This window comes from Streptomyces sp. NPDC048197 (assembly GCF_043202395.1).
In the GTDB taxonomy this organism is placed as follows: Bacteria; Actinomycetota; Actinomycetes; order Streptomycetales; family Streptomycetaceae; genus Streptomyces; species Streptomyces siderophoricus.
Genome location: NZ_JBIDAJ010000024.1, coordinates 69,459 through 88,180, shown reverse-complemented (window position 1 = coordinate 88,180; position 18,722 = coordinate 69,459). Strand labels below are relative to the sequence as shown.

Annotated in this window: 17 protein-coding genes and 1 riboswitch; of the genes, 9 read left to right on the top strand and 8 right to left on the bottom strand. The window is 70.5% G+C overall.

Annotation, left to right across the window (positions count from 1 at the left end):
- Positions 1-14: 14 nt before the first annotated feature.
- Complete coding sequence (locus tag ACGF4C_RS27535; RefSeq protein WP_393569473.1) at positions 15-749, bottom strand: hypothetical protein; 735 nt, start codon at positions 747-749, stop codon at positions 15-17.
- Positions 750-1,171: 422 nt separating this feature from the next.
- On the opposite strand from ACGF4C_RS27535, the gene ACGF4C_RS27530 reads away from it, so the two are divergent.
- The 3 genes from ACGF4C_RS27530 (at position 1,172) to ACGF4C_RS27520 (ending at position 6,175) form a co-directional block, all read left to right on the top strand.
- Positions 1,172-3,718, top strand: coding sequence for a SpoIIE family protein phosphatase (locus tag ACGF4C_RS27530; protein WP_393569492.1), 2,547 nt, complete (start codon positions 1,172-1,174; stop codon positions 3,716-3,718).
- A gap of 112 nt (positions 3,719-3,830) precedes the next feature.
- A complete protein-coding gene (locus tag ACGF4C_RS27525; RefSeq protein WP_393569472.1) occupies positions 3,831-4,409 on the top strand; it encodes a PadR family transcriptional regulator in 579 nt (192 codons plus the stop codon).
- Positions 4,410-4,450: 41 nt separating this feature from the next.
- Positions 4,451-6,175 carry an acyl-CoA dehydrogenase family protein gene (locus ACGF4C_RS27520; protein ID WP_393569471.1) on the top strand — a complete coding sequence of 575 codons (1,725 nt, stop codon included), beginning with the start codon at positions 4,451-4,453 and terminating at the stop codon, positions 6,173-6,175.
- A 103-nt stretch (positions 6,176-6,278) separates the two neighbouring features.
- On the opposite strand, the gene ACGF4C_RS27515 is transcribed toward ACGF4C_RS27520, so the two are convergent.
- Together ACGF4C_RS27515 and ACGF4C_RS27510 are read right to left on the bottom strand one after the other, a co-directional pair.
- The gene (locus ACGF4C_RS27515) at positions 6,279-6,833 is read right to left on the bottom strand and encodes a GNAT family N-acetyltransferase (RefSeq protein WP_393569470.1); all 555 of its coding nucleotides are present in this window, start codon (positions 6,831-6,833) and stop codon (positions 6,279-6,281) included.
- Between the two features lie 53 nt (positions 6,834-6,886).
- Positions 6,887-8,236: a glycosyltransferase family 39 protein gene (locus ACGF4C_RS27510; protein WP_393569469.1), complete on the bottom strand. Its 1,350-nt coding sequence runs from the start codon at positions 8,234-8,236 to the stop codon at positions 6,887-6,889.
- A 518-nt stretch (positions 8,237-8,754) separates the two neighbouring features.
- On the opposite strand from ACGF4C_RS27510, the gene ACGF4C_RS27505 reads away from it, so the two are divergent.
- Positions 8,755-9,633 carry a DUF4190 domain-containing protein gene (locus tag ACGF4C_RS27505; protein ID WP_393569468.1) on the top strand — a complete coding sequence of 293 codons (879 nt, stop codon included), beginning with the start codon at positions 8,755-8,757 and terminating at the stop codon, positions 9,631-9,633.
- A 184-nt stretch (positions 9,634-9,817) separates the two neighbouring features.
- Positions 9,818-10,450: a DUF1524 domain-containing protein gene (locus ACGF4C_RS27500; RefSeq protein ID WP_393569467.1), complete on the top strand. Its 633-nt coding sequence runs from the start codon at positions 9,818-9,820 to the stop codon at positions 10,448-10,450.
- A 141-nt stretch (positions 10,451-10,591) separates the two neighbouring features.
- Here the strand turns inward: ACGF4C_RS27500 and ACGF4C_RS27495 are convergent, their stop codons facing one another.
- A complete protein-coding gene (locus ACGF4C_RS27495) occupies positions 10,592-11,038 on the bottom strand; it encodes a MerR family transcriptional regulator (RefSeq protein WP_393569466.1) in 447 nt (148 codons plus the stop codon).
- Positions 11,039-11,145: 107 nt separating this feature from the next.
- Between ACGF4C_RS27495 and ACGF4C_RS27490 the strand changes: the two genes are divergently transcribed.
- From ACGF4C_RS27490 to ACGF4C_RS27480, 3 genes are all read left to right on the top strand, one after another.
- On the top strand, positions 11,146-12,093 hold the full coding sequence (locus ACGF4C_RS27490; RefSeq protein WP_393569465.1) for an SDR family NAD(P)-dependent oxidoreductase: 948 nt from the start codon (positions 11,146-11,148) through the stop codon (positions 12,091-12,093).
- Between the two features lie 147 nt (positions 12,094-12,240).
- Positions 12,241-12,684 carry a helix-turn-helix transcriptional regulator gene (locus ACGF4C_RS27485; RefSeq protein ID WP_030412697.1) on the top strand — a complete coding sequence of 148 codons (444 nt, stop codon included), beginning with the start codon at positions 12,241-12,243 and terminating at the stop codon, positions 12,682-12,684.
- Positions 12,685-12,694: 10 nt separating this feature from the next.
- Positions 12,695-13,105 (top strand): VOC family protein, encoded by a 411-nt coding sequence (locus ACGF4C_RS27480; RefSeq protein WP_030412696.1) that lies wholly within the window; start codon positions 12,695-12,697, stop codon positions 13,103-13,105.
- 111 nt (positions 13,106-13,216) lie between these two features.
- On the opposite strand, the gene ACGF4C_RS27475 is transcribed toward ACGF4C_RS27480, so the two are convergent.
- Positions 13,217-14,326, bottom strand: coding sequence for a HoxN/HupN/NixA family nickel/cobalt transporter (locus ACGF4C_RS27475; RefSeq protein ID WP_393569491.1), 1,110 nt, complete (start codon positions 14,324-14,326; stop codon positions 13,217-13,219).
- Positions 14,327-14,356: 30 nt separating this feature from the next.
- Positions 14,357-14,607: riboswitch (cobalamin riboswitch) on the bottom strand.
- 81 nt (positions 14,608-14,688) lie between these two features.
- Between ACGF4C_RS27475 and ACGF4C_RS27470 the strand changes: the two genes are divergently transcribed.
- Complete coding sequence (locus tag ACGF4C_RS27470; protein WP_051823270.1) at positions 14,689-15,096, top strand: metalloregulator ArsR/SmtB family transcription factor; 408 nt, start codon at positions 14,689-14,691, stop codon at positions 15,094-15,096.
- On the opposite strand, the gene ACGF4C_RS27465 is transcribed toward ACGF4C_RS27470, so the two are convergent.
- From ACGF4C_RS27465 to ACGF4C_RS27455, 3 genes are read right to left on the bottom strand one after another with little or no spacing between them, the layout of a single operon-like run.
- Entirely contained in the window at positions 15,089-15,967 is an 879-nt protein-coding gene (locus ACGF4C_RS27465) for a carbohydrate ABC transporter permease (RefSeq protein WP_393569464.1), read from the bottom strand. The two genes, ACGF4C_RS27470 and ACGF4C_RS27465, sit on opposite strands and share 8 nt — an antisense overlap.
- On the bottom strand, positions 15,964-17,370 hold the full coding sequence (locus ACGF4C_RS27460; RefSeq protein ID WP_393569463.1) for an ABC transporter permease subunit: 1,407 nt from the start codon (positions 17,368-17,370) through the stop codon (positions 15,964-15,966). The genes ACGF4C_RS27465 and ACGF4C_RS27460 overlap by 4 nt, the downstream gene beginning before the upstream one ends.
- 17 nt (positions 17,371-17,387) lie before the next feature.
- Positions 17,388-18,722, bottom strand: coding sequence for an ABC transporter substrate-binding protein (locus tag ACGF4C_RS27455; RefSeq protein WP_393569462.1), 1,335 nt, complete (start codon positions 18,720-18,722; stop codon positions 17,388-17,390).

Below are 18,722 nucleotides of genomic sequence, written 5' to 3'. Positions count from 1 at the left end.
GCCGCCGTTGCGGGCTACTTCGCCTTCTGCGCCTGCGCCACGATCTTCTTGGTCAGGTCGAGTCCGGCGGCGCCCTGGTCGTGGGACTGGACGTTGTAGAAGGTGGTGACCACGACGTTGGCGACCCGGGACGCCACCAGCGTGGTGCCGCCCTCCCACTCGGGGGCGGTGAGGACGGCCTTGAGCGTCTGGTCGCCCACCTTCGGAACGGTGGTGGTCTTGACCGTCACCGCGGCGGTGGTGCCGTTGGACTTGTCGGTGAAGTGCGCACAGTGCCGCAGCACCTGGCCCAGGCGCAGCATGACCGTCTGCGCGTCCTTGCCCCGGAAACTGTCGACCTCCTGATTGAACTCCTCCTGGGAGGCGTTCTCGAAGTCGCCCTGGGCGAAGGCGGCACTTTCCAGGCCGGCGGTCTGGATCCAGGCGCTCGCCTCCAGCTTCGGGCAGGCGCCGGCCAGGTCGAGGGGCGCCTTCGACGAGGCGGGCGCGAAGGCGGTCCCCGAGTCACGGGTGGCGTGCGGGTCGGCCTTGTAGCCCTTGGGCAGTTCGCCGACCGGAAGCAGCAGGGCCTTCAGCCGGGTGCCGTTGAGCAGGCCCGCGTCCGGTCCGCCGGCAGTGTCCGAGGACCCCTTGTGGCCTGCGGACGCGTCGGACGACGGGTGGTCGGAGCCACCGGGGGAACAGGCGGCGAGGGCGAGCGGCAGCACGGCGGTCGCGGCGACCGCCGTCAAGGCACGACGAAGCTTCATGAAGCCTTCTTCTGGATCAAGAAAGGAAGTGAGGAAAGCACGACGAGCCGTCGCGGTATGGGGGTGCGCGGTGCGGCAGGCGCTGATCGTAAGGCTGAGCGGTCATGGCGCCCAGTGATCTGCCGTGGGCCGGCCGTCGGTGACCGGGTAACCGGAGGGGAAAATTCCGTTAAACCGGGCAGTTGCCCTTGAATTCCGAGAATTTCCTATGGTGAATGTCACGCCGCGGCGGTTCTCGTCAGCGTCGGCGGGGGCGACGGTGCGCGGCGCGCAACGCACTCCGTGTTACATGTATCCATATGTGGCTGAAAAACGGTCAAATCTGGCTCCGTCGCGTGCGCACCGCGTTCGCCCGACGAGCCGAGGACCCACGCCACGGAACGGGCGGCCGGTCCAGCGTCGCCGCCCAGGTCTTCGTCCTGATGTCGGCCATCGTGATCGTGCTGATCGCGGCCGCGGGTGCGGTGCAGGTGGTGCAGGCCCGGCGCGAGAGCGAGCAGACCGCCGGCGCCCGGTCCCTCGGGGTGGCGGTGGCGTTCGCCCATGCGCCCGGTACGGCAGCGGCGTTGCGCTCTCCGGACCCCACGGCCGTGCTGCAGCCCCGCACCCAGGCCACCCGGCGCGAGTCCGGGGTCGACTTCGTCGCCGTGCTCAGCCCCACCGGCATCCGCTACACCGACCCCGTCCCGGCGCTGATCGGCCACCCGGCCTCGGGTGACTGGGCACGGGCGCTGCACGGGGAGTCGTTCACCGAGAAGTTCACCGGCGCACCCCGCGACGCGATCCGCGCCGTGGTCCCGGTGACCGACGCCCGCGGTGTCGTGGTGGGGGTGGTCACCGCGGGCGTGCAGATCACCACCGTGTCCGAAGCGGTGAACCGCGAGCTGCCGCTGCTCGTGGGCGCGGTGGCCGCGGCGCTCGCGCTGGCCGTCGGCGGCGCGGCACTGGTGAGCCGGCGGCTGCGCCGGCAGACCCACGGCCTGGGGCCCGCCGAGGTGACGCGGATGTACGAGCACCACGACGCGGTGCTGCACGCCGTCCGGGAGGGGGTGCTCATCGTCGGCCCGGACCGGCGGCTGCTGTTGGTCAACGACGAGGCCCGGCGGCTGCTGGAACTGCCCCGGGGCGCCGAACAGGGCGACGTCCGCGAACTGGGCCTGGAGGCCGAGTTCGCCGGTCTGCTGGCCTCCTGCCGGGAGGCGACGGACGAGGTCCACCGGGTGCACGACCGGCTGCTCGCCGCCAGCTGCCGCCCGACCGGCCCGCACGGCGGCAGCGTGGTCACCCTGCGGGACACCACGGAGCTGCGGGCCGTCACCGGACGCGCCGAGGTCGCCCGGGAACGCCTCCAGCTGCTCTACGACGCCAGCCTGCTCATCGGGACCACACTGGACGTGACGCACACCGCCGAGGAGCTGACGCGGGTGGCGACCCCGCGCTTCGCCGACGCCGTGACGGTCGACGTGCCGGAGTGGGTGCTGCGCGGTGAGGAACCCGGTGTGAAGGCGCCGGGGGAGATGCGGCGCGCGGCAGTCGCCGGGGCGCCCGAGGTCGCCGCGGTGCCGGCGGAGACCGTGGCCTTCGTCAGACCCGAGACCGATCCCCAGGTGCTGCTGGTGCCCGACCTGGAGGTCGCGAGCGGCTGGCGGTCACGCGGACCGGAGCTGGCCCGGACCCTCCTCCGCAGCGGATTCCGCTCCCTGATCACCGCCTCCCTGCGCACCGGGGACGCGGAACTCGGTGTGGTCCACTTCTGGCGCACCGGCGGGCGCGCCCCCTTCGAGGGCGATGACCGCTCGGCGGCGACGGAGCTGGTGGCCCGCGCCGCCCTCTGCATCGACAACGCCCGCCGCTACACGCGCGAGCACGCCACGGCCGTGGCCCTCCAGCGCAGCCTGCTCCCGCGCGATCTGCCGAGCCAGGACGCGGTCCAGGTCGCCCACCGCTACCTGCCGGCCCGGGCCGGCGTCGGCGGCGACTGGTTCGACGTCATCCCGCTGGCCGGGGAGCGGGTCGCCCTGGTGGTCGGCGACGTGGTGGGGCACGGGCTGCACGCCGCCGCCACCATGGGCCGGCTGCGCACCGCGATCCACAACTTCGCCGGCCTCGACATGCCGCCCGACGAACTGCTCAGCCACCTCGACGAACTCGTCGACCGGATCGACCGCGACGAAACCGCCGACAGCGAGGCGGCCACCGTCACCGGAGCCACGGTCCTGTACGCGATCTATGACTCGGTCTCCGGGCAGTGCACCATGGCCCGGGCCGGCCATCCACCGCCGGCGCTGATCTTTCCCGACGGCACGGTCACCATCCCGGACGTCCCCGCGGGCCCGCCCCTCGGCCTGACCCAACTCCCCTTCGAGAGCAGCGAACACCACCTGCCCGAAGGCACCCGGATCGTCCTCTACACCGACGGCCTGATCCGCAGCCGCGACCGCTCCCTCGACACCGGTCTGACCCTGCTGCGCCGCGCCCTGACCGGCGCCGGGGACCGCAACGTCGACCAGATCTGCGAGGACGCCTGCCACACCCTGCTGCCCGCCGAGCAGGAGGACGACATCGTGCTCCTCGTAGCCCGCACCCGGCGCCTCCCGGCCGCCCAGGTCGCCCACTGGGACGTGCCGCACGAGCCGTCCGCCGTCGCGCCCGTCCGCACCGCCGTCAGCGAGAAACTCGCCGAATGGGGCCTCGCGGAGACCGCCTTCACCACCGAACTCATCCTCAGCGAACTCGTCACCAACGCCATCCGGTACGGCACCCCGCCGGTCGCCGTCCGCCTCCTCCGCGACCGCACGCTGACCTGCGAGGTCTTTGACGGCAGCAGCACCGCCCCGCACCTGCGCTACGCCGCCACCACGGACGAGGGCGGCCGCGGCCTGTACCTGGTCGCCCATCTCGCCGACCGCTGGGGCACCCGCTACACCCCCGAAGGAAAGATCATCTGGACCGAGCAGCACGTCAGGTGAGGAGCCGGACGGCGGGGCCGGGGCGGGCTGCCGAGGGGACGTCAGGGTGAGCCGGGTCTCAACCTGACGTCCCCTCTTGTTTATGCAACGAGTTGCATAGAAGGATCGGGGCATGGCGCTCGAACACGCGATCCTCGTCTCGCTGCTGGAGCGGCCGGGCTCCGGCTATGAGCTGTCCCGGCGCTTCGAGCGGTCCATCGGCTACTTCTGGACCGCCACCCACCAGCAGATCTACCGCGTGCTCAAGCGCATGGAGAGCGACGGCTGGATCGACGTCCGCGAGGTGCCGCAGCAGGCCCGGCCGGACAAGAAGGAATACTCCGTCGCCGCCCGCGGCCGGACCGCCCTCTCCGAGTGGCTCCATGAGCCGATCGAACCGGAAAGCGTCCGGCACGACCTCGCGGTGAAGATCCGCGGCGCCGCCTTCGACGATCCGTCCGCGCTGATCCGCGAGGTCGAACGGCACCACCGGGCACACACCGACCGGCTCGCGCACTACCTCGCGGGCGAGCACCGGGACTTCACCGGCCCCGACGCCCCCACGGCACCCGACGCCGGACAGCAGCTCCAGCACGTGGTGCTGCGCGGCGGCATCGCCTACGAGCGGATGACGCTGGACTGGCTCGACGACGTCCTCGCCACCCTCCGCCGGCTCGGCGCGACACCACCGTCCGCCGACCCGGCCCCGTAAGCACACCCCTCCACCACCGACCCCCGGAAGGCGAACCCTCCATGGCCGACCAGCTGCTGTTCAACCCGCGCACCTACGACCCGGCGCACTTCGACCCCGAGACCCGCAGGCTGCTGCGCGCCACCGTCGACTGGTTCGAGAGCCGGGGCAAGCGCAAGCTGATCGAGGACTACCGCTCCCGTGCCTGGCTGGCGGACTTCCTCGCGTTCTCCGCCCGGGAAGGACTGTTCGCGACCTTCCTCACCCCGGCCGCGGCCGCCGGCGACGAACCGGGGGCCAAGCGCTGGGACACCGCCCGGATCGCCGCGCTCAACGAGATCTTCGGCTTCTACGGGCTCGACTACTGGTACGCCTGGCAGGTCACCATCCTCGGCCTCGGCCCGGTCTGGCAGAGCGACAACGCCACCGTCCGCGCCCGCGCGGCCGAACTCCTCGACCAGGGCGAGGTGTTCGCGTTCGGCCTGTCCGAGAAGGCGCACGGCGCCGACATCTACTCCACCGACATGCTGCTGGAGCCCGACGGCGCCGGCGGCTTCCGCGCCACCGGTTCCAAGTACTACATAGGCAACGGCAACGCCGCCGGCCTGGTCTCCGTCTTCGGCCGCCGCACCGACATCGAGGGCCCGGACGGCTATGTTTTCTTCGCCGCCGACAGCCGCCACGAGGCGTACCACCTGGTGAAGAACGTCGTGGACTCCTCCAAGTACGTCAGTGAGTTCCGCCTGGAGGACTACCCGGTCGCGGCGGAGGACGTCCTGCACACCGGCCGCGCCGCCTTCGACGCCGCCCTCAACACCGTCAACGTAGGCAAGTTCAACCTGTGCACCGGCGCCATCGGCATCTGCGAACACGCGATGTACGAGGCCGTCACCCACGCCCAGAACCGCATCCTCTACGGCCGCCCGGTCACCGCCTTCCCGCACGTGCGCCGCGAACTGACCGACGCCTACGTCCGGCTCGTCGGCATGAAGCTGTTCAGCGACCGGGCCGTCGACTACTTCCGGTCCGCCGGCCCCGACGACCGCCGCTACCTGCTCTTCAACCCCATGACGAAGATGAAGGTGACCACCGAGGGCGAGAAGGTCATCGACCTGATGTGGGACGTGATCGCCGCCAAGGGCTTCGAGAAGGACACCTACTTCACCCAGGCCGCCACCGAGATCCGCGGTCTGCCGAAGCTGGAGGGCACCGTCCACGTCAACCTGGCGCTGATCCTCAAGTTCATGGGCAACCACCTGCTCGCCCCGGCCGAGTACGAGCCCGTGCCCACCCGCCTCGACGCGGCCGACGACGAGTTCCTCTTCCGCCAGGGACCGGCTCGCGGCCTGGGCGCCGTCCGCTTCCACGACTGGCGCACCGCCTACGACGCCCACGCCCACCTTCCCAACGTCGCCCGCTTCCGCGAACAGGCCGACGCGCTCTGCGAGTTCGTCACCACCGCCGCCCCCGACGAGAAGCAGAGCCGCGACCTGGACCTCCTGCTCGCCATCGGCCAGCTCTTCGCCCTGGTCGTGCACGGCCAGCTGATCCTGGAGCAGGCCCAGCTCACCACCCTCGACGAGGACGTGCTGGACGAACTCTTCGCCGTCCTGGTCAGGGACTTCTCCGCACACGCCGTCGAGCTGCACGGCAAGGACTCCGCCACCGAGGCCCAGCAGACCTGGGCCCTGGGCGCGGTCCGCCGCCCGGCCGTCGACGACGGCCGCTCGGCACGCGTCTGGGAGCGGGTGGAGGCGCTGGCAGGGGCTTACGAGATGGCGCCGTAACGCCAACTCGCCTGCCTCACAGCACATGTGATGGCGCATCAGGTCCGGCCGGCGTTCGGGAACGCCGGCCGGCCCGCCGTGCCGGCCTGCTCGCACCCGACGACTATTCGGCCCATTCCGCCCAGGTCAGCGCGTACTCGACGTCGCCGTGCTCGGAGCCGGGGATGGCTTCGGGCCAGTCGCCGAAGTCGGTGCGGACGTAGCGCAGGCCGGCCTTCTCCATCACGCGTCGTGAGGCGGCATTGACGGCCATGGTATGCGCGGTCACCCGCTGGACACCGAGTTCGGTGAATCCCTTACGGACCAAGGCCCGGGCGCCCTCGGTGGCGTAGCCGTGGCCCCAGGCAGCCCGGCGCAGGCGATAGCCGAGCTCGACCACGGCCGGGCTGTCCTCCTCGACGGGACGGAAGTGGAACCAGCCGAGGAACGCCTGGGTGTCCTTGGCCTCGGCGGCCCAGTAACCCACGGTTCCGGTCGCGGCGAAGGTGCGCATCAGGCGCGGCAGGCGCTCGGTGCGGATCGTCTCGCGCGGCGTCGGCCGCCCGCCGTTGAGGTACCGCATCACCTCGGGGTCACCGTCCAGATCGGCCAGTCGGTCCACGTCCCCCGCGGTGAACGGCCGAAGCGCGATCCGCCCGGTCTCCAGAAAGATGCTCATACGGCTCCTCATACCACTGCTGATGCGGCTCCTACCCCCGAGTGGTGCGGCTCCTACCCCCGCGCACCCCGGCGTGCCGAGCTGGTGCGCAGGGCGTCCGGCCCACCCGTGCGATGACACTTCCCGCGCTCGTAGAGGTCCACTTGGCGGCCCCGGACGACGCTGGCCGAGCAGCGTACGAAGCGGGTCCGCAGCACCCGCTGCTTGGTGAGGTCGCGAACGGTGTCGGCCCGGAGCGGCCCGGGGTCGGTGACGAGCACTATCCGCCGGGCGCCCAGCATGGCGCGCTCTATGTCGCGTGGTTCGGCCTCTATGCCCTTGAGCGTGCCTGATGCCACCGGCCCCTGGGCCAGGGCCAGATCGCGCAGGCCGGTGAACTCATGGGGCGACACGAGAGCGGTGTCGCGGCGCGCGGCGGGGATGTAGAGGACGCCGTCGGCGGTGTCGCGCACGTCGCCGACCCTGGCTGCCGCGCTGAGTACGTCGTCGATGCGGCTCTCTTCGGTACGCAGGCGGAGCTCGAACGGGAGCAGCGCCAGGAGGGCCAGGGTGACGGCGACGGGGAGCAGCACCCGGGCGTCCGTCCTGAGGCGTCCGGCGATCGTGGCGATCAGCACACCGATGAGAAGCGCGAGCCCTACGTACGCGAACAGCACGTAGCGCGTCACATAGAGGGGTTTGACCAGGGAGATCAGCGCCAGTCCGACCTGCGGTACCGCGCAGAGCGGGAGCGCGACGACCGCGAGGTTCAGGCGCGTCAGCGGCGCCTGCGCGCGCGGGCGCGCCATCCCGCGGGCCTGCGGCAGGCGCGTGCAGAGGGCCGCGACCGCCACGGTGATCAGCACACCCAGTACGGTCGACCAGCCGAGCGGCTTGATCCACGAGACCTGGGAGGACTGGAGCCGGCTGGTCAGGATCACCGGCAGGGCCGCGGCAACGGCCCCGGAGGCGGCAAGTGCCCACCTCACAAGGCGGGTTCGGCCGGGCCGGAGGCACACCATGGTGACGCCGTGCGCGACCAGCGCGAACAGCGAGAACCAGTTGAGCCATGCGGCGATCAGCGTGGCGGCCGCGTACCCGGCCCACCGCCGACCGTCCGGCCGCTCAAGTGCGCTCACCAGCAACCACGTCGCGAGGACGACGAAGGCGAGCACGAGGGCGTACGACCGTCCCTCCTGGGCGTGCTCCTGAACCGCCGGAACGACCGCCAGTGCGAGCCCCGCGGCGGTCCCCGCCACGCCGGTGGAGAGCCGGGCGCCGACCAGCGCGGTCAGTCCGCATGCGGTGGCGGTGGCGAGCACCGAGGGCAACCGCAGGGTGACCAGACTGTCGCCGAAGAGGGCGAAGACTCCGTGCATCACCGCGTAGTACAGGCCGTGGACGACGTCGACCTGGCCGACCATGTGTCCTATCTCGGTCAGCGACCGATGTGCCGCTTGCCAGGTCGCTGCCTCATCCCGCCACATGCTGTGCTCGCGCGTGATGCCCCACAGTCCGAGAGCGAGCGCAAGGACGGCCGGAGCGGTGCAGATGGATATGCGGCCGTGCCGCACGGTGCCCCCCAAATACCTCAATGCGGAAAATACCGGAACGCCTGCTGGAGCGTGCGTTCCGCCAAAGCCGAAGGGGCGAGCCGTAATTGAGCCCGATGATCTCCCCGTCGTCCGGAATCTATGCGCAGTGGGCAGATTTCCTCGCCGCCATGTCACATCCAGGAACAGGTTCCGGCGAAGATCACATCGAGATTTGCCGAATTGGCGGTAAATGCCCTGCCTATCGGCTTCTGTGGGGCCCGGGTCGCCGTTGAAGGTCGGGGCGTCCCCGCGTTCCCGGGGGCGAGGGTCCGGTATCGACGGCACGAGGTAATAAAATCGAAAAAACTCGGGCAGGTCCGAGTGCTTCATTGCCCGAAGGGATCCGCATGACCACGCCCACTTCTTCCGACGGCTCCTCCTCCTCGGGCAGACCGTCGCCGGACCACGACCCGTGGGCTCCGCCTTCCTCCGCGGCGGGTGAGGCCGAAGTACCCCGCCTGCCGTACCCGGTGCCGACGGCGCAGCCGCGTAACGGCATGGGCATCACGGCTCTGGTGCTCGGCCTCGTCGGTATCGGCCTCGGCGTGTTCATCCTCTTGTTCTGGATTTCCTGGTTGCCGGCACTGCTGGCCGTGATCTTCGGCTCGATCGGCCTGAGCCATGTCCGCAAGGGCCTGGCCACGAACCGGGCCATGGCCGTCAGCGGTCTCGTCATGGGCATCGTCGGCCTGCTGATCGCCGCGGGCACCGGAGTCTTCATGGTCCTGACGGTCAAACACGCCGTCGACCACGCCCGGGCGAAGGTCAGGGAGGTCAAGAAGGAGGCCAAGGAGGAGAGGGAGGAGGCGGCAGCCGAGGAGAAGGCCCGGCATCTGCCCTTCGGGAAGTCATACACCTTCGGTGACGGGCTGAAAGTCACCGTGGCCAAGCCGACGCCGTTCACCCCGGACGCCTTCGCCAACGGTCACGCCAAGGGCAACAAGGCCGTTCAGGTCACGATCACGGTGGTCAACACCGGAAAGGAACGGGTCTCGATCGAGACCGGGCTGCCCGACGTCAACGACGCCGACGGAGCCTCGGCGCAGCTGGTGATCGACGGAAGCGGCCGGCAGAAGGTCCTCACCGGTTACCTCCTGCCCGGCCGGAAGGCCGTCGGCAAGTACGCCTTCTCGCTGCCGCCCACTGCCGCCGACCGGGCCGAGGTCGAGTTCAGCCCCGACGTGATGCGGTGGGACGACGCCTACTGGAGCGGCTCGACCCGCTGATCCGACTCCTGGCACGGCGTCATGAGGGGGTCCCCGCTCCGAGGGTGAGGGGCGGGGGTTTCCCCATGGGTAGGTAATGAACAAGACATGAGATTGTCATGTTCATTCAACGCGCGTAGCGCCCGGTTCCCCTCGTGCGGTTCCCTGAAGTGTCTCTCCAACCCCCCACACTTCTGGAGACCCCATGCGTCGTGCCGTTTTCGGCCTCTCTGCCGCCGCCGTCACCCTCGTCGGCCTGACCGCCGCACCGGCGCTGGCCGAACCGCCCGCCCCGCCCTCGACGGCCACCGCCCGCGCCGAACTCGCCGCCCTCACCGTCGCGCCCCCGCATTCCATGGACGGCTACGCCCGCGACAAATTCGACATATGGGCCAAGCAGCCCGACGGCTGCACCACCCGCCAGGACGTCCTCGCCCGCGACGGCAAGAACGTCGTCGACGAGTCCGGCAACTGCCAGCCGTCCAGCGGAAGTTGGTACTCGGCCTACGACGACACCACCGTCACCGACGTCGCCCAGGCCACCATCGACCACATGGTCCCGCTCGCCGAAGCCTGGCGCTCCGGCGCCGACTCCTGGAGCGCCGACCAGCGCAAGGCCTTCGGCAACGACCTCAAGGACCCCCAGCTCCTGATCGCCTCGGAGTCCTCCAACAGCTCCAAGAGCGACAGCGGACCGGCCGACTGGAAGCCCACCAACCACGCCTTCTGGTGCACCTACGCCAAGGACTACACCCACATCAAGTCCATCTGGAAGCTCACCACCACCGACAAGGAGAAGACCGCCCTGTCCTCCATGCTCGACAGCTGCACCAACTGACCGACGGCGGACGGGGGATGAGCACTCCGCCGCCTCTCGCTCCGCTCGGCACAGGCCCGTAACGCGGTGTCCGGCCGGCCCTCCCTCCGGCCGGACACCGCGGCCGGCTCAGAAGGCCCTGCGGCCGGAAAGCCCGACCTTTCAGGAGGACTGCACCGCGTCCGAGGGCGCAGGCGCGGACGTGGGGGCCCACACCCCCGCAGCGGTTCCGTTGCGCACGTGCTGCTCGTACGTGACGACCTTGGCGTGGATGACGTCCAGGCAGGCGTGCAGGTCCGCCATCTTCGCTTCCACCGCGCGCTCGTGCTCGCGCAGCAGCGCCAGCCGGTCCGGTTCATTGCCCGGACCGGAGCGGACGAGGTCCGCGAACTTCCTGATCGTGGCGATCGGCATGCCGGAGGCGCGCAGCCGGTCGCACAGCGCGAGCCAGTCCACGTCCGCCTGCACATAGACGCGCTGCCCACCGGCGGAGCGCGGGATCTCCCGCAGGAACAGCCCCTCGCGCTCGAAGAACCGCAGCGCATGCACGCTCATCCCGGTCAACTCGGCGACCCTGCCTATGGACATGCCGTTCGCGTGCTCACCCATCCTGCCCACCCCTCCATCCCGGTTCATCCCGGTACATCCCCTTCATCTGCTCCCTCGGCGAACCGTACCTTGACCTAGCGTGCACTCCAGCTTTTAGCGTCGTCCGCATGATCATGAAGCAGCAGAAGATCGGCACGGGATTCGGCGCGCACAGTACGGCCGACGAGGTCCTGGCCGGTATCGACCTGGCCGGCAGCACCGCGCTGGTCACCGGCGGATACTCCGGACTCGGCCTGGAAGCGACTCGCGCCCTGGCCCGCGCCGGGGCCCGCGTCATCGTCCCCGCCCGGCGGGCGGCCGTCGCCGAGGAAGCCCTGCAGGACGTCCCCGGGGCCGAGGTCCGCACGCTCGACCTGGCCGACCTGGAAAGCGTCCGGACCTTCTCCGACCGCTTCCTGCGGACCGGGCGCACCCTCGACATCCTCATCAACAACGCCGGAATCATGGCCTGTCCGGAGACCCGCATCGGGCCCGGCTGGGAAGCCCACTTCGCCGTCAACCACCTCGGGCACTTCGCGCTCGTCAACCGTCTCCGTCCCTGCCTCGCCCCCGGCGCCCGGGTGGTGGCCGTGGCCTCCTCGGGGCACTTCCTCTCCGGCATCCGCTGGGACGACCTCCACTTCCGGACCGGCTACGACCGCTGGCTCGCCTACGCGCAGTCCAAGACGGCCAACGCCCTCTTCGCCCACCACCTCGACCGCCTCGGCGCCGCGGGCGGACTGCACGCCTTCGCCGTGCACCCGGGCAGCATCCTGACTCCGCTGCAACGCCACGTCCCGCGCGAGGAGTGGCTCGCCCACGGCTGGGTCACCCCCGACGGACGGCCGGCCGACGGCTTCAAGACACCGCAACAGGGCGCGGCCACCGCGGTCTGGGCCGCGACCTCACCGCTGCTCGACGCGTACGGCGGTGCCTACTGCCAGGACTGCGACCTCGCGGACCCGGCCGAAACCGATGACATGCTCGTCGGCGGCGTCAAACCCTGGGCCACCGACCCCGAAGCCGCCGCCCGCCTCTGGGAACTCTCCAGCGCACTCACGGAGACGGACTTCTGAGCCGTCCGGGCGTCGCCGGCCGCCCGCGCCCCTGCCCGCGGCAACCGTCCGGCGGAAGGGACCGGCGGAGGTGACCGGCGCTCCCCTGCTCCCGCCGGACGCCGGCGGTGCTGGGCAACGCCGGCGGGACATGGCACCATCGCGCTCGTGACCAGCAGACCCACCACGGCCCAGTCCCTGCGCGATCTCGCGCTGCTGCGCCGCGTCCGCGACCGGATCGACCGGGAGTACGCCCAGCCGTTGAACGTCGAGGCGCTCGCCCGTGGCGTGAACATGTCGGCCGGGCACCTCAGCCGCCAGTTCCGGCTGGCGTACGGCGAGTCCCCGTACTCCTACCTGATGACGCGGCGCATCGAGCGCGCGATGGCCCTCCTGCGCCGTGGCGACCTCAGCGTCACCGAGGTCTGTTTCGCGGTCGGCTGCTCGTCACTGGGCACCTTCAGCACGCGCTTCACCGAGCTGGTCGGGATGCCGCCCAGTGCCTACCGGCGCCAGGCGGCGCTCGCCCCGGCGGAGCTGCCGCCGTGCCTGGCGAAGCAGGTGACCAGACCGATCAGGAATCGAGAAGCGCAGGTCACCGAGCGCCTCTAGCGTGGGAGCCATGGACATCACCATTCACACCAGCTTCCTCCCGCACGACGACCCGGACGCCTCCCTGGCCTTCTACCGCGACACCCTCGGCTTCGAGGTCCGCAACGACGTCGGGAACGGCAAGATGCGCTGGATCACGGTCGGCCCCGCCGGCCAGCCCGACACGTCGATCCTCCTGGCGCCGCCGGCCGCCGACCCCGGCGTCACCGACGACGAGCGCCGCACCATCACGGAGATGATGGCGAAGGGCACCTACGGCTGGATCCTGCTGGCCACCAAGGACCTCGACGGCACCTTCGAACGGGTGCAGGCCGGCGACGCCGAGGTCGTCCAGGAGCCGACCGAGCAGCCGTACGGCATCCGCGACTGCGCCTTCCGCGACCCCGCGGGCAACCTGATCCGCATCCAGGAGCTGCGCTGAGCCGGCCGGCGGGCGCAGCCATGACCACGGCGAGGGGGCGGGGCCGCGACGCCCCGCCCCCTCCGCCTGCCGAGTGAGCGCGTACTCACGGCGCCGGAACGGAACGCAGCCTCAGCCCGTGCCGGCGGAGCGCGCCGCCCAGCGCTTCTCGACGCCGGCCAGGCGCCAGTACGCCAGCGCCGCGGCCCACACCACCACGAACAGGCCGACGATGATGAAGCCGACGTTGTCGAGGTCGAGGCCGGAGATCCAGCCGGTCACCGGGTCGCTGAGACCGAGCTTGTCGTGGAGCACGGTCACCAGCTCGATGGTGCCGATGAAGAGCGCGACGGCGATCGACAGGCCGGTGATGGTGAGGTTGTAGTAGACCTTGCGCACCGGGTTGGAGAACGCCCACTGGTAGGCGAAGTTCATGAAGGTGCCGTCGAGGGTGTCGAACAGGCTCATGCCCGCGGCGAAGAGCAGCGGCAGGCACAGGATCGCGTACCAGGGCAGGCCGGCCGCGGCGCCGCTGCCCGCCATCACCATCAGCGTGACCTCGGTGGCGGTGTCGAAGCCGAGCCCGAAGAGGAAGCCGAGCGGGAACATCTGGCCGGGGCGGGAGATCGAGCGGGTGAACCGGCCCAGGAAGCGGTTCATGAAGCCCCGCGAATCCAGCTGCTGCTCCAGCTCCGCCTCGTCGAGGCGGCCTTCGCGCATCCCGCGGAACACCCGCCAGATCCCGGTCAGCGCAATGAGGTTGAGGGCGGCGATGAGGTAGAGGAACGTGCCCGAGACCGTGGTGCCGACGGTGCCCAGGATCTGGTGGGTGCGGGATTCGTCGTTGAGGAGGGTGCCGGCGAGCTGAGCACCGCCGGCGACGAGGGCGGCCATGGCGACCACGACGCTGGAGTGGCCCAGGGCGAACCAGAAGCCGACCGACACGGGACGCTTGCCGTCGGCCATCAGCTTGCGGGTGGTGTTGTCGATCGCGGCGATGTGGTCGGCGTCGAAGGCGTGCCGCATGCCCAGGGTGTAGGCGGTGATGCCGAGTCCGACGCCGAAGACCTGGCTGCCGACGGAGTAGTGGTGGGGCACCACGAGCAGGAACAGCACGCCGAAGGCGACGACGTGCAGCCCGGCTATGACGGCCATCAGGCCCGCGGTACGGACGGTGTCCTGCCGGCGCCAGCGGAACGTGGCGGGGGCAGGGGTGGTCGGGGTATCGGTGGACAGGGCCATCCGGCGGTCACGCTCCAGCACCTCGTGGATCACTTCGTGAGATGCCGTGGCCGGTCTCCTGGCTTTGGGGTATCACCCTGCTCCTTTAGAGCTTGGGGAAGGGTGCACGCGTCCTGCCCCGCCTTCCCGGCCGCAGGCTGCGGTCAGTGGCGTCGTTACGCGCACCGTGCGCGTAACGAAAAGGGCCGGAAACTCCCCGATCACAGTGGCGAGGGCCGCGCCGGTCTGGGACCACAAGGTCCGTCACCGGCTTCCCGAGCACCACGGCGCGCCAACCTTACGGGTCGTCCGACGATTCCTTCAAGCCTGCACAACTGTGCAGGTATCCAAGATCACATTCGGTGACCTGCAAAGATGTCCTCATGCATCTCGTCCCGGCCGAGCGCGCCGACCACCGCACCATCGACGGCCACCGCGTCTGCGACGCCATCGCCGCCATCGGTGAGCCGGGCGAGGTCCGGGCCTGGGCCGACCGCTTCGCCCTGCTCGCCGATCCCGGGCGCCTCGCCCTGCTGCTCGCCCTCCACGGGGCCGGCCCCATCGCCGTCTCCGACCTGGCGGTCGCCACCGGCATGAAGGACACCGCGGTCTCGCAGGCATTGCGCCTGCTCCGGGCCGCCGGCGTGGTCGAGGGCGCCAAGGACGGCCGGGTGGTGCGCTACCGCGTGGTCGACGACGCGACCGCGGAACTGCTGACGCAGTGCACGACGGCGGGGCCCGCTGTGCTGGACAGCGGGCCCCGCGCCGTGCGGTCGCCCCGGGCTACTTGACCGAACCGGCCATGATCCCCTGGACGAAGTGCCGTTGGAACGCGAAGAACACGATCAGCGGCACGATCAGGGACAGGAAGGCGCCGGGCGCCAGCACGCCGATGTTGCTGCCGAACTGCCGCATCTGCGACTGCAGGGCGACCGTCAGCGGCTGCGACTCGTTGTCCGCGAAGAGCAGGGCGACCAGCATGTCGTTCCAGACCCACAGGAACTGGAAGATGGCCAGGCTGGCGATGGCCGGGCGGCCCAGCGGCAGGATCAGCTGGGAGAAGATCCGCCATTCCCCACCGCCGTCCATCCGCGCGGCCTCCAGCATCTCCTTGGGGATCTCCGCGAAGTAGTTGCGCAGCAGGAAGATGGCGAACGGCAGACCGTACGCGGTGTGGAACAGGATGACGCCGGGGATGGAGCCGAACAGGCCGAGCGCGCCGAACAGTTTGGCCACCGGCAGCAGGCCGATCTGCACCGGCACCACCAGCATGGCGACCACGACCAGGAAGATCCAGTCCCGGCCGGCGAAGTCCATCCAGGCGAAGGCGTAGCCGGCCAGTGCGGCGATCACCACGACGGCGATCGTGGTGGGCACCGAGATCAGCACGGTGTTCCAGAAGGCCTGGACGATGCCCGAATCCTTCAGCAGCGCCGCGTAGTTGTCGAGCGACAGCCGGCCGGGCGCGGTCAGCGCGGTCCACCAGCCGCTGTTGGCGTTCGCCTCCTCCGTACGCAGCGAGGAGATGAACAGGCCGGCGGCCGGGGTGAGCCAGACCAGGCCGATGACGAGCAGGAACAGCTGGATCACGGCCCGGCTGATCCGCTTCGCCGGGCGGGCCGACCGCCTGCGCGGCGGGACGGGTTGCTGGACGGTGGTCATGACTGGCTCCTGCGGAAGCGACGGATGTTGAGGGCCATGGCCGGCACCACCAGGAGCAGCAGCAGGACGCCGAGGGCGCTGCCCAGTCCCTGGTTGTTGCCGCCGCCGAAGGAGACCAGCCACATCTGCAGGGCCAGGACGTTGGCGTCCTGCTGTACGGGCCCGGGCGCGATGATGTAGACGAGGTCGAAGACCTTCATCACGTTGATCACCATCGTCACGAACACCACGCCCAGGACGGGCCCGAGCAGCGGCACGGTGATCCGGCGGAACACCTGCCACTTGTTGGCGCCGTCCATCCGCGCGGCCTCCAGCACGTCCCGCGGCATCGAGGAGAGCCCGGCGCCGATGAGGACCAGGGCGAAACCGGTCCAGATCCACATGTAGGCGCCGATGATGGCGGGGGTGATGAGGGCCGGGCCGAGCCAGGCGATGCCCTCGTACGGCGGGGCGAAGTCCTTCGCCGGGAGCTGCAGGGCGTATGACCCCGGAGCGAGACCGGTCAGCCGGTAGGAGCCGTCGGCCGCGGTGGTCGCGGTACCGGCCACCTTGCCACGGGAGTCGACGGCCTCGACGGTGAGCTTCGGCAGCCCGCGTTCACCGCGGTCCACGGTGCCGGGCTTGCCGCCACCGCCGGGGGTGAAGTCGAGGTAGACCACACCGCGCAGTTCACCGGGGCCGGCCGAGGCCCCCGCGGCCCCGGCCGCGGGCCGCGCCGCGTGCGGCATGTCCTTCGGCGCCACACCGACCAGCCCGAGGTTGACGACCTGGCCGGGACCGGTGCGGTGCGCCGTGCGGTAGCCGCCGTCGGGGAGCTTGGTCAGCTGCTTGTCGCCGAGCCGGGCCTTGGCCGTCGGGAAGGACGTGGACTCGCCCTGGAAGCTGTCGTGGATGCCGACGGTGACCGCGTTGAGCACACCGCGCTGCGGATCCTGCTCGTACGCGAGCCGGAAGATGATGCCGGCGGCGAGGAAGGAGATCGCCATCGGCATGAACATCAGCAGCTTGAACGCCGTCTTCCAGCGGATCTTCTCGGTCAGCACGGCCAGCACCAGACCGAGTCCGGTCAGCAGCGCGGGGGCGAAGACGACCCAGATCGCACTGTTGCGGATGGCCCGGAGCGTGGCCGGGTCCTGGAACATCTGGGTGTAGTTGCCGACCCCGACGAAGGTGTCACCCGAGGCGTCGTACAGGCTGCGGATGACCGAGAACACGATGGGGTACGCGACGAGCGCTCCCAGCAGCAACAGCGCGGGGAAGAGGAACACCGCGGCGATCCGGCGGCGGCGCCGGACGGCGCGCCGCGCGGGGGCGGCGGCCGTCCGGCGGGGAGTGCCGCCCGGGGGGAGGGGCGGGCCGCCGCGCGTGGTGGCGGGCGGCACCGCTGAAGTGGTGGCAGGCATGGCTGGAGCCTCGGTCCTTACTTTCCGTACGCCTTGGCCGCGGCCGCTTCGAGCTTCTGCGCCGTGCCCTTGGGGTCGGACGGGTCACGCAGGAAGTCCTGCAGCAGCTTCCACTCGCCGGCGCCCTGGGTGCCGCCGAAGGCCGCGGGTGCCTGGTCGGACATGTCGAAGCGCACCGAATTCCCTGCGCCGGTCAGCGACTTGGCCGCATTGCGGGTGACCTCGTCGTGGTAGGCGGACGCCGGCACCTTCTTGTTGGGCGAGATGTAGCCGCCCGCCTTGGCCCAGATCGCCGACGCCTCGGGCGTGCCCAGGTACTTGACCAGTTCCATGGCGGCCTTCTTGTTCTTGCCGGCCTTGAGCACCACCGCGGCGTCACCGCCGCTGACCACCGGCGCCTTGCCGCCGTCGACCGACGGGAACGGGAAGAACTTGGCGTCCTCGCCGACCTTCTTGTGCAGCTCGTCGGTGACCAGGGCGCTGACGAAGTCGCCCTCGTAGACCATGGCGGCCTTCTGCTCGGCGCCGAAGACCTGCTGGACGGACTCGGGGAAGTCGGTGCGCAGCGCGCCCGATCCGCCGCCGGCCACCAGGTTCTTGTCGCCGAAGAGCTTGCCGAGCGTGGTCAGCGCCTTGACCACGGAGGGGTCGGTCCACGCGATCTTGTGGGCGGCCAGCTGGTCGTACTTCTCCTGTCCGGCCTGGGAGAGGTAGATGTTCTCGAACCAGTCGGTGAGCGGCCAGCCGGCCTCACCGGCGACCGAGAAGGCCGGCACACCCGAGTCGGAGAGGGTGCGGCCGGACTTCAGCATCTCCTGGTACGTCTTCGCGGGCTTCACCCCGGCCTGCGAGAACGCCTCCGGGCTGTACCAGACCGTCGACTTGTGCGACGCCTTGAAGTACAGGCCGTAGTACGTCTTGTCGACCGTGCCGTAGTCCTTCCAGACCTGCGCGAAGTTCCGCTTGGCCTCGGCGCCGATCTCCGCCGAGAGGGGCGCCAGCCAGCCCTTCTTGGCGAACTGCTGCAGCACGCCGACCTGCGGCACCATCACGACGTCGGGCGCGTTGCCGCCCTCGATCTGGCTGCCGACGACGGTCGAGACGTTGTCGCCGGTGGAGGAGAAGACCACCTTGGCGCCGGTCTTCTCGGAGAACCCGTCCAGCACCTTCTTGAAGTTGGTCTGTTCCACGCCGGTCCAGACACCGGCCACGGTGAGGGTCTGGCCGCTGAGTTCCTGCTTGCCGCCGCCGGCCGAGGCGCCGCCGCCGCATGCGGTGGCGGACAGCGCCAGGCCGAGCACGGCCGCGCCGGAGAGGGCGGCTCGGGTGTGTCGTACGGAGGGTCGTCTCAT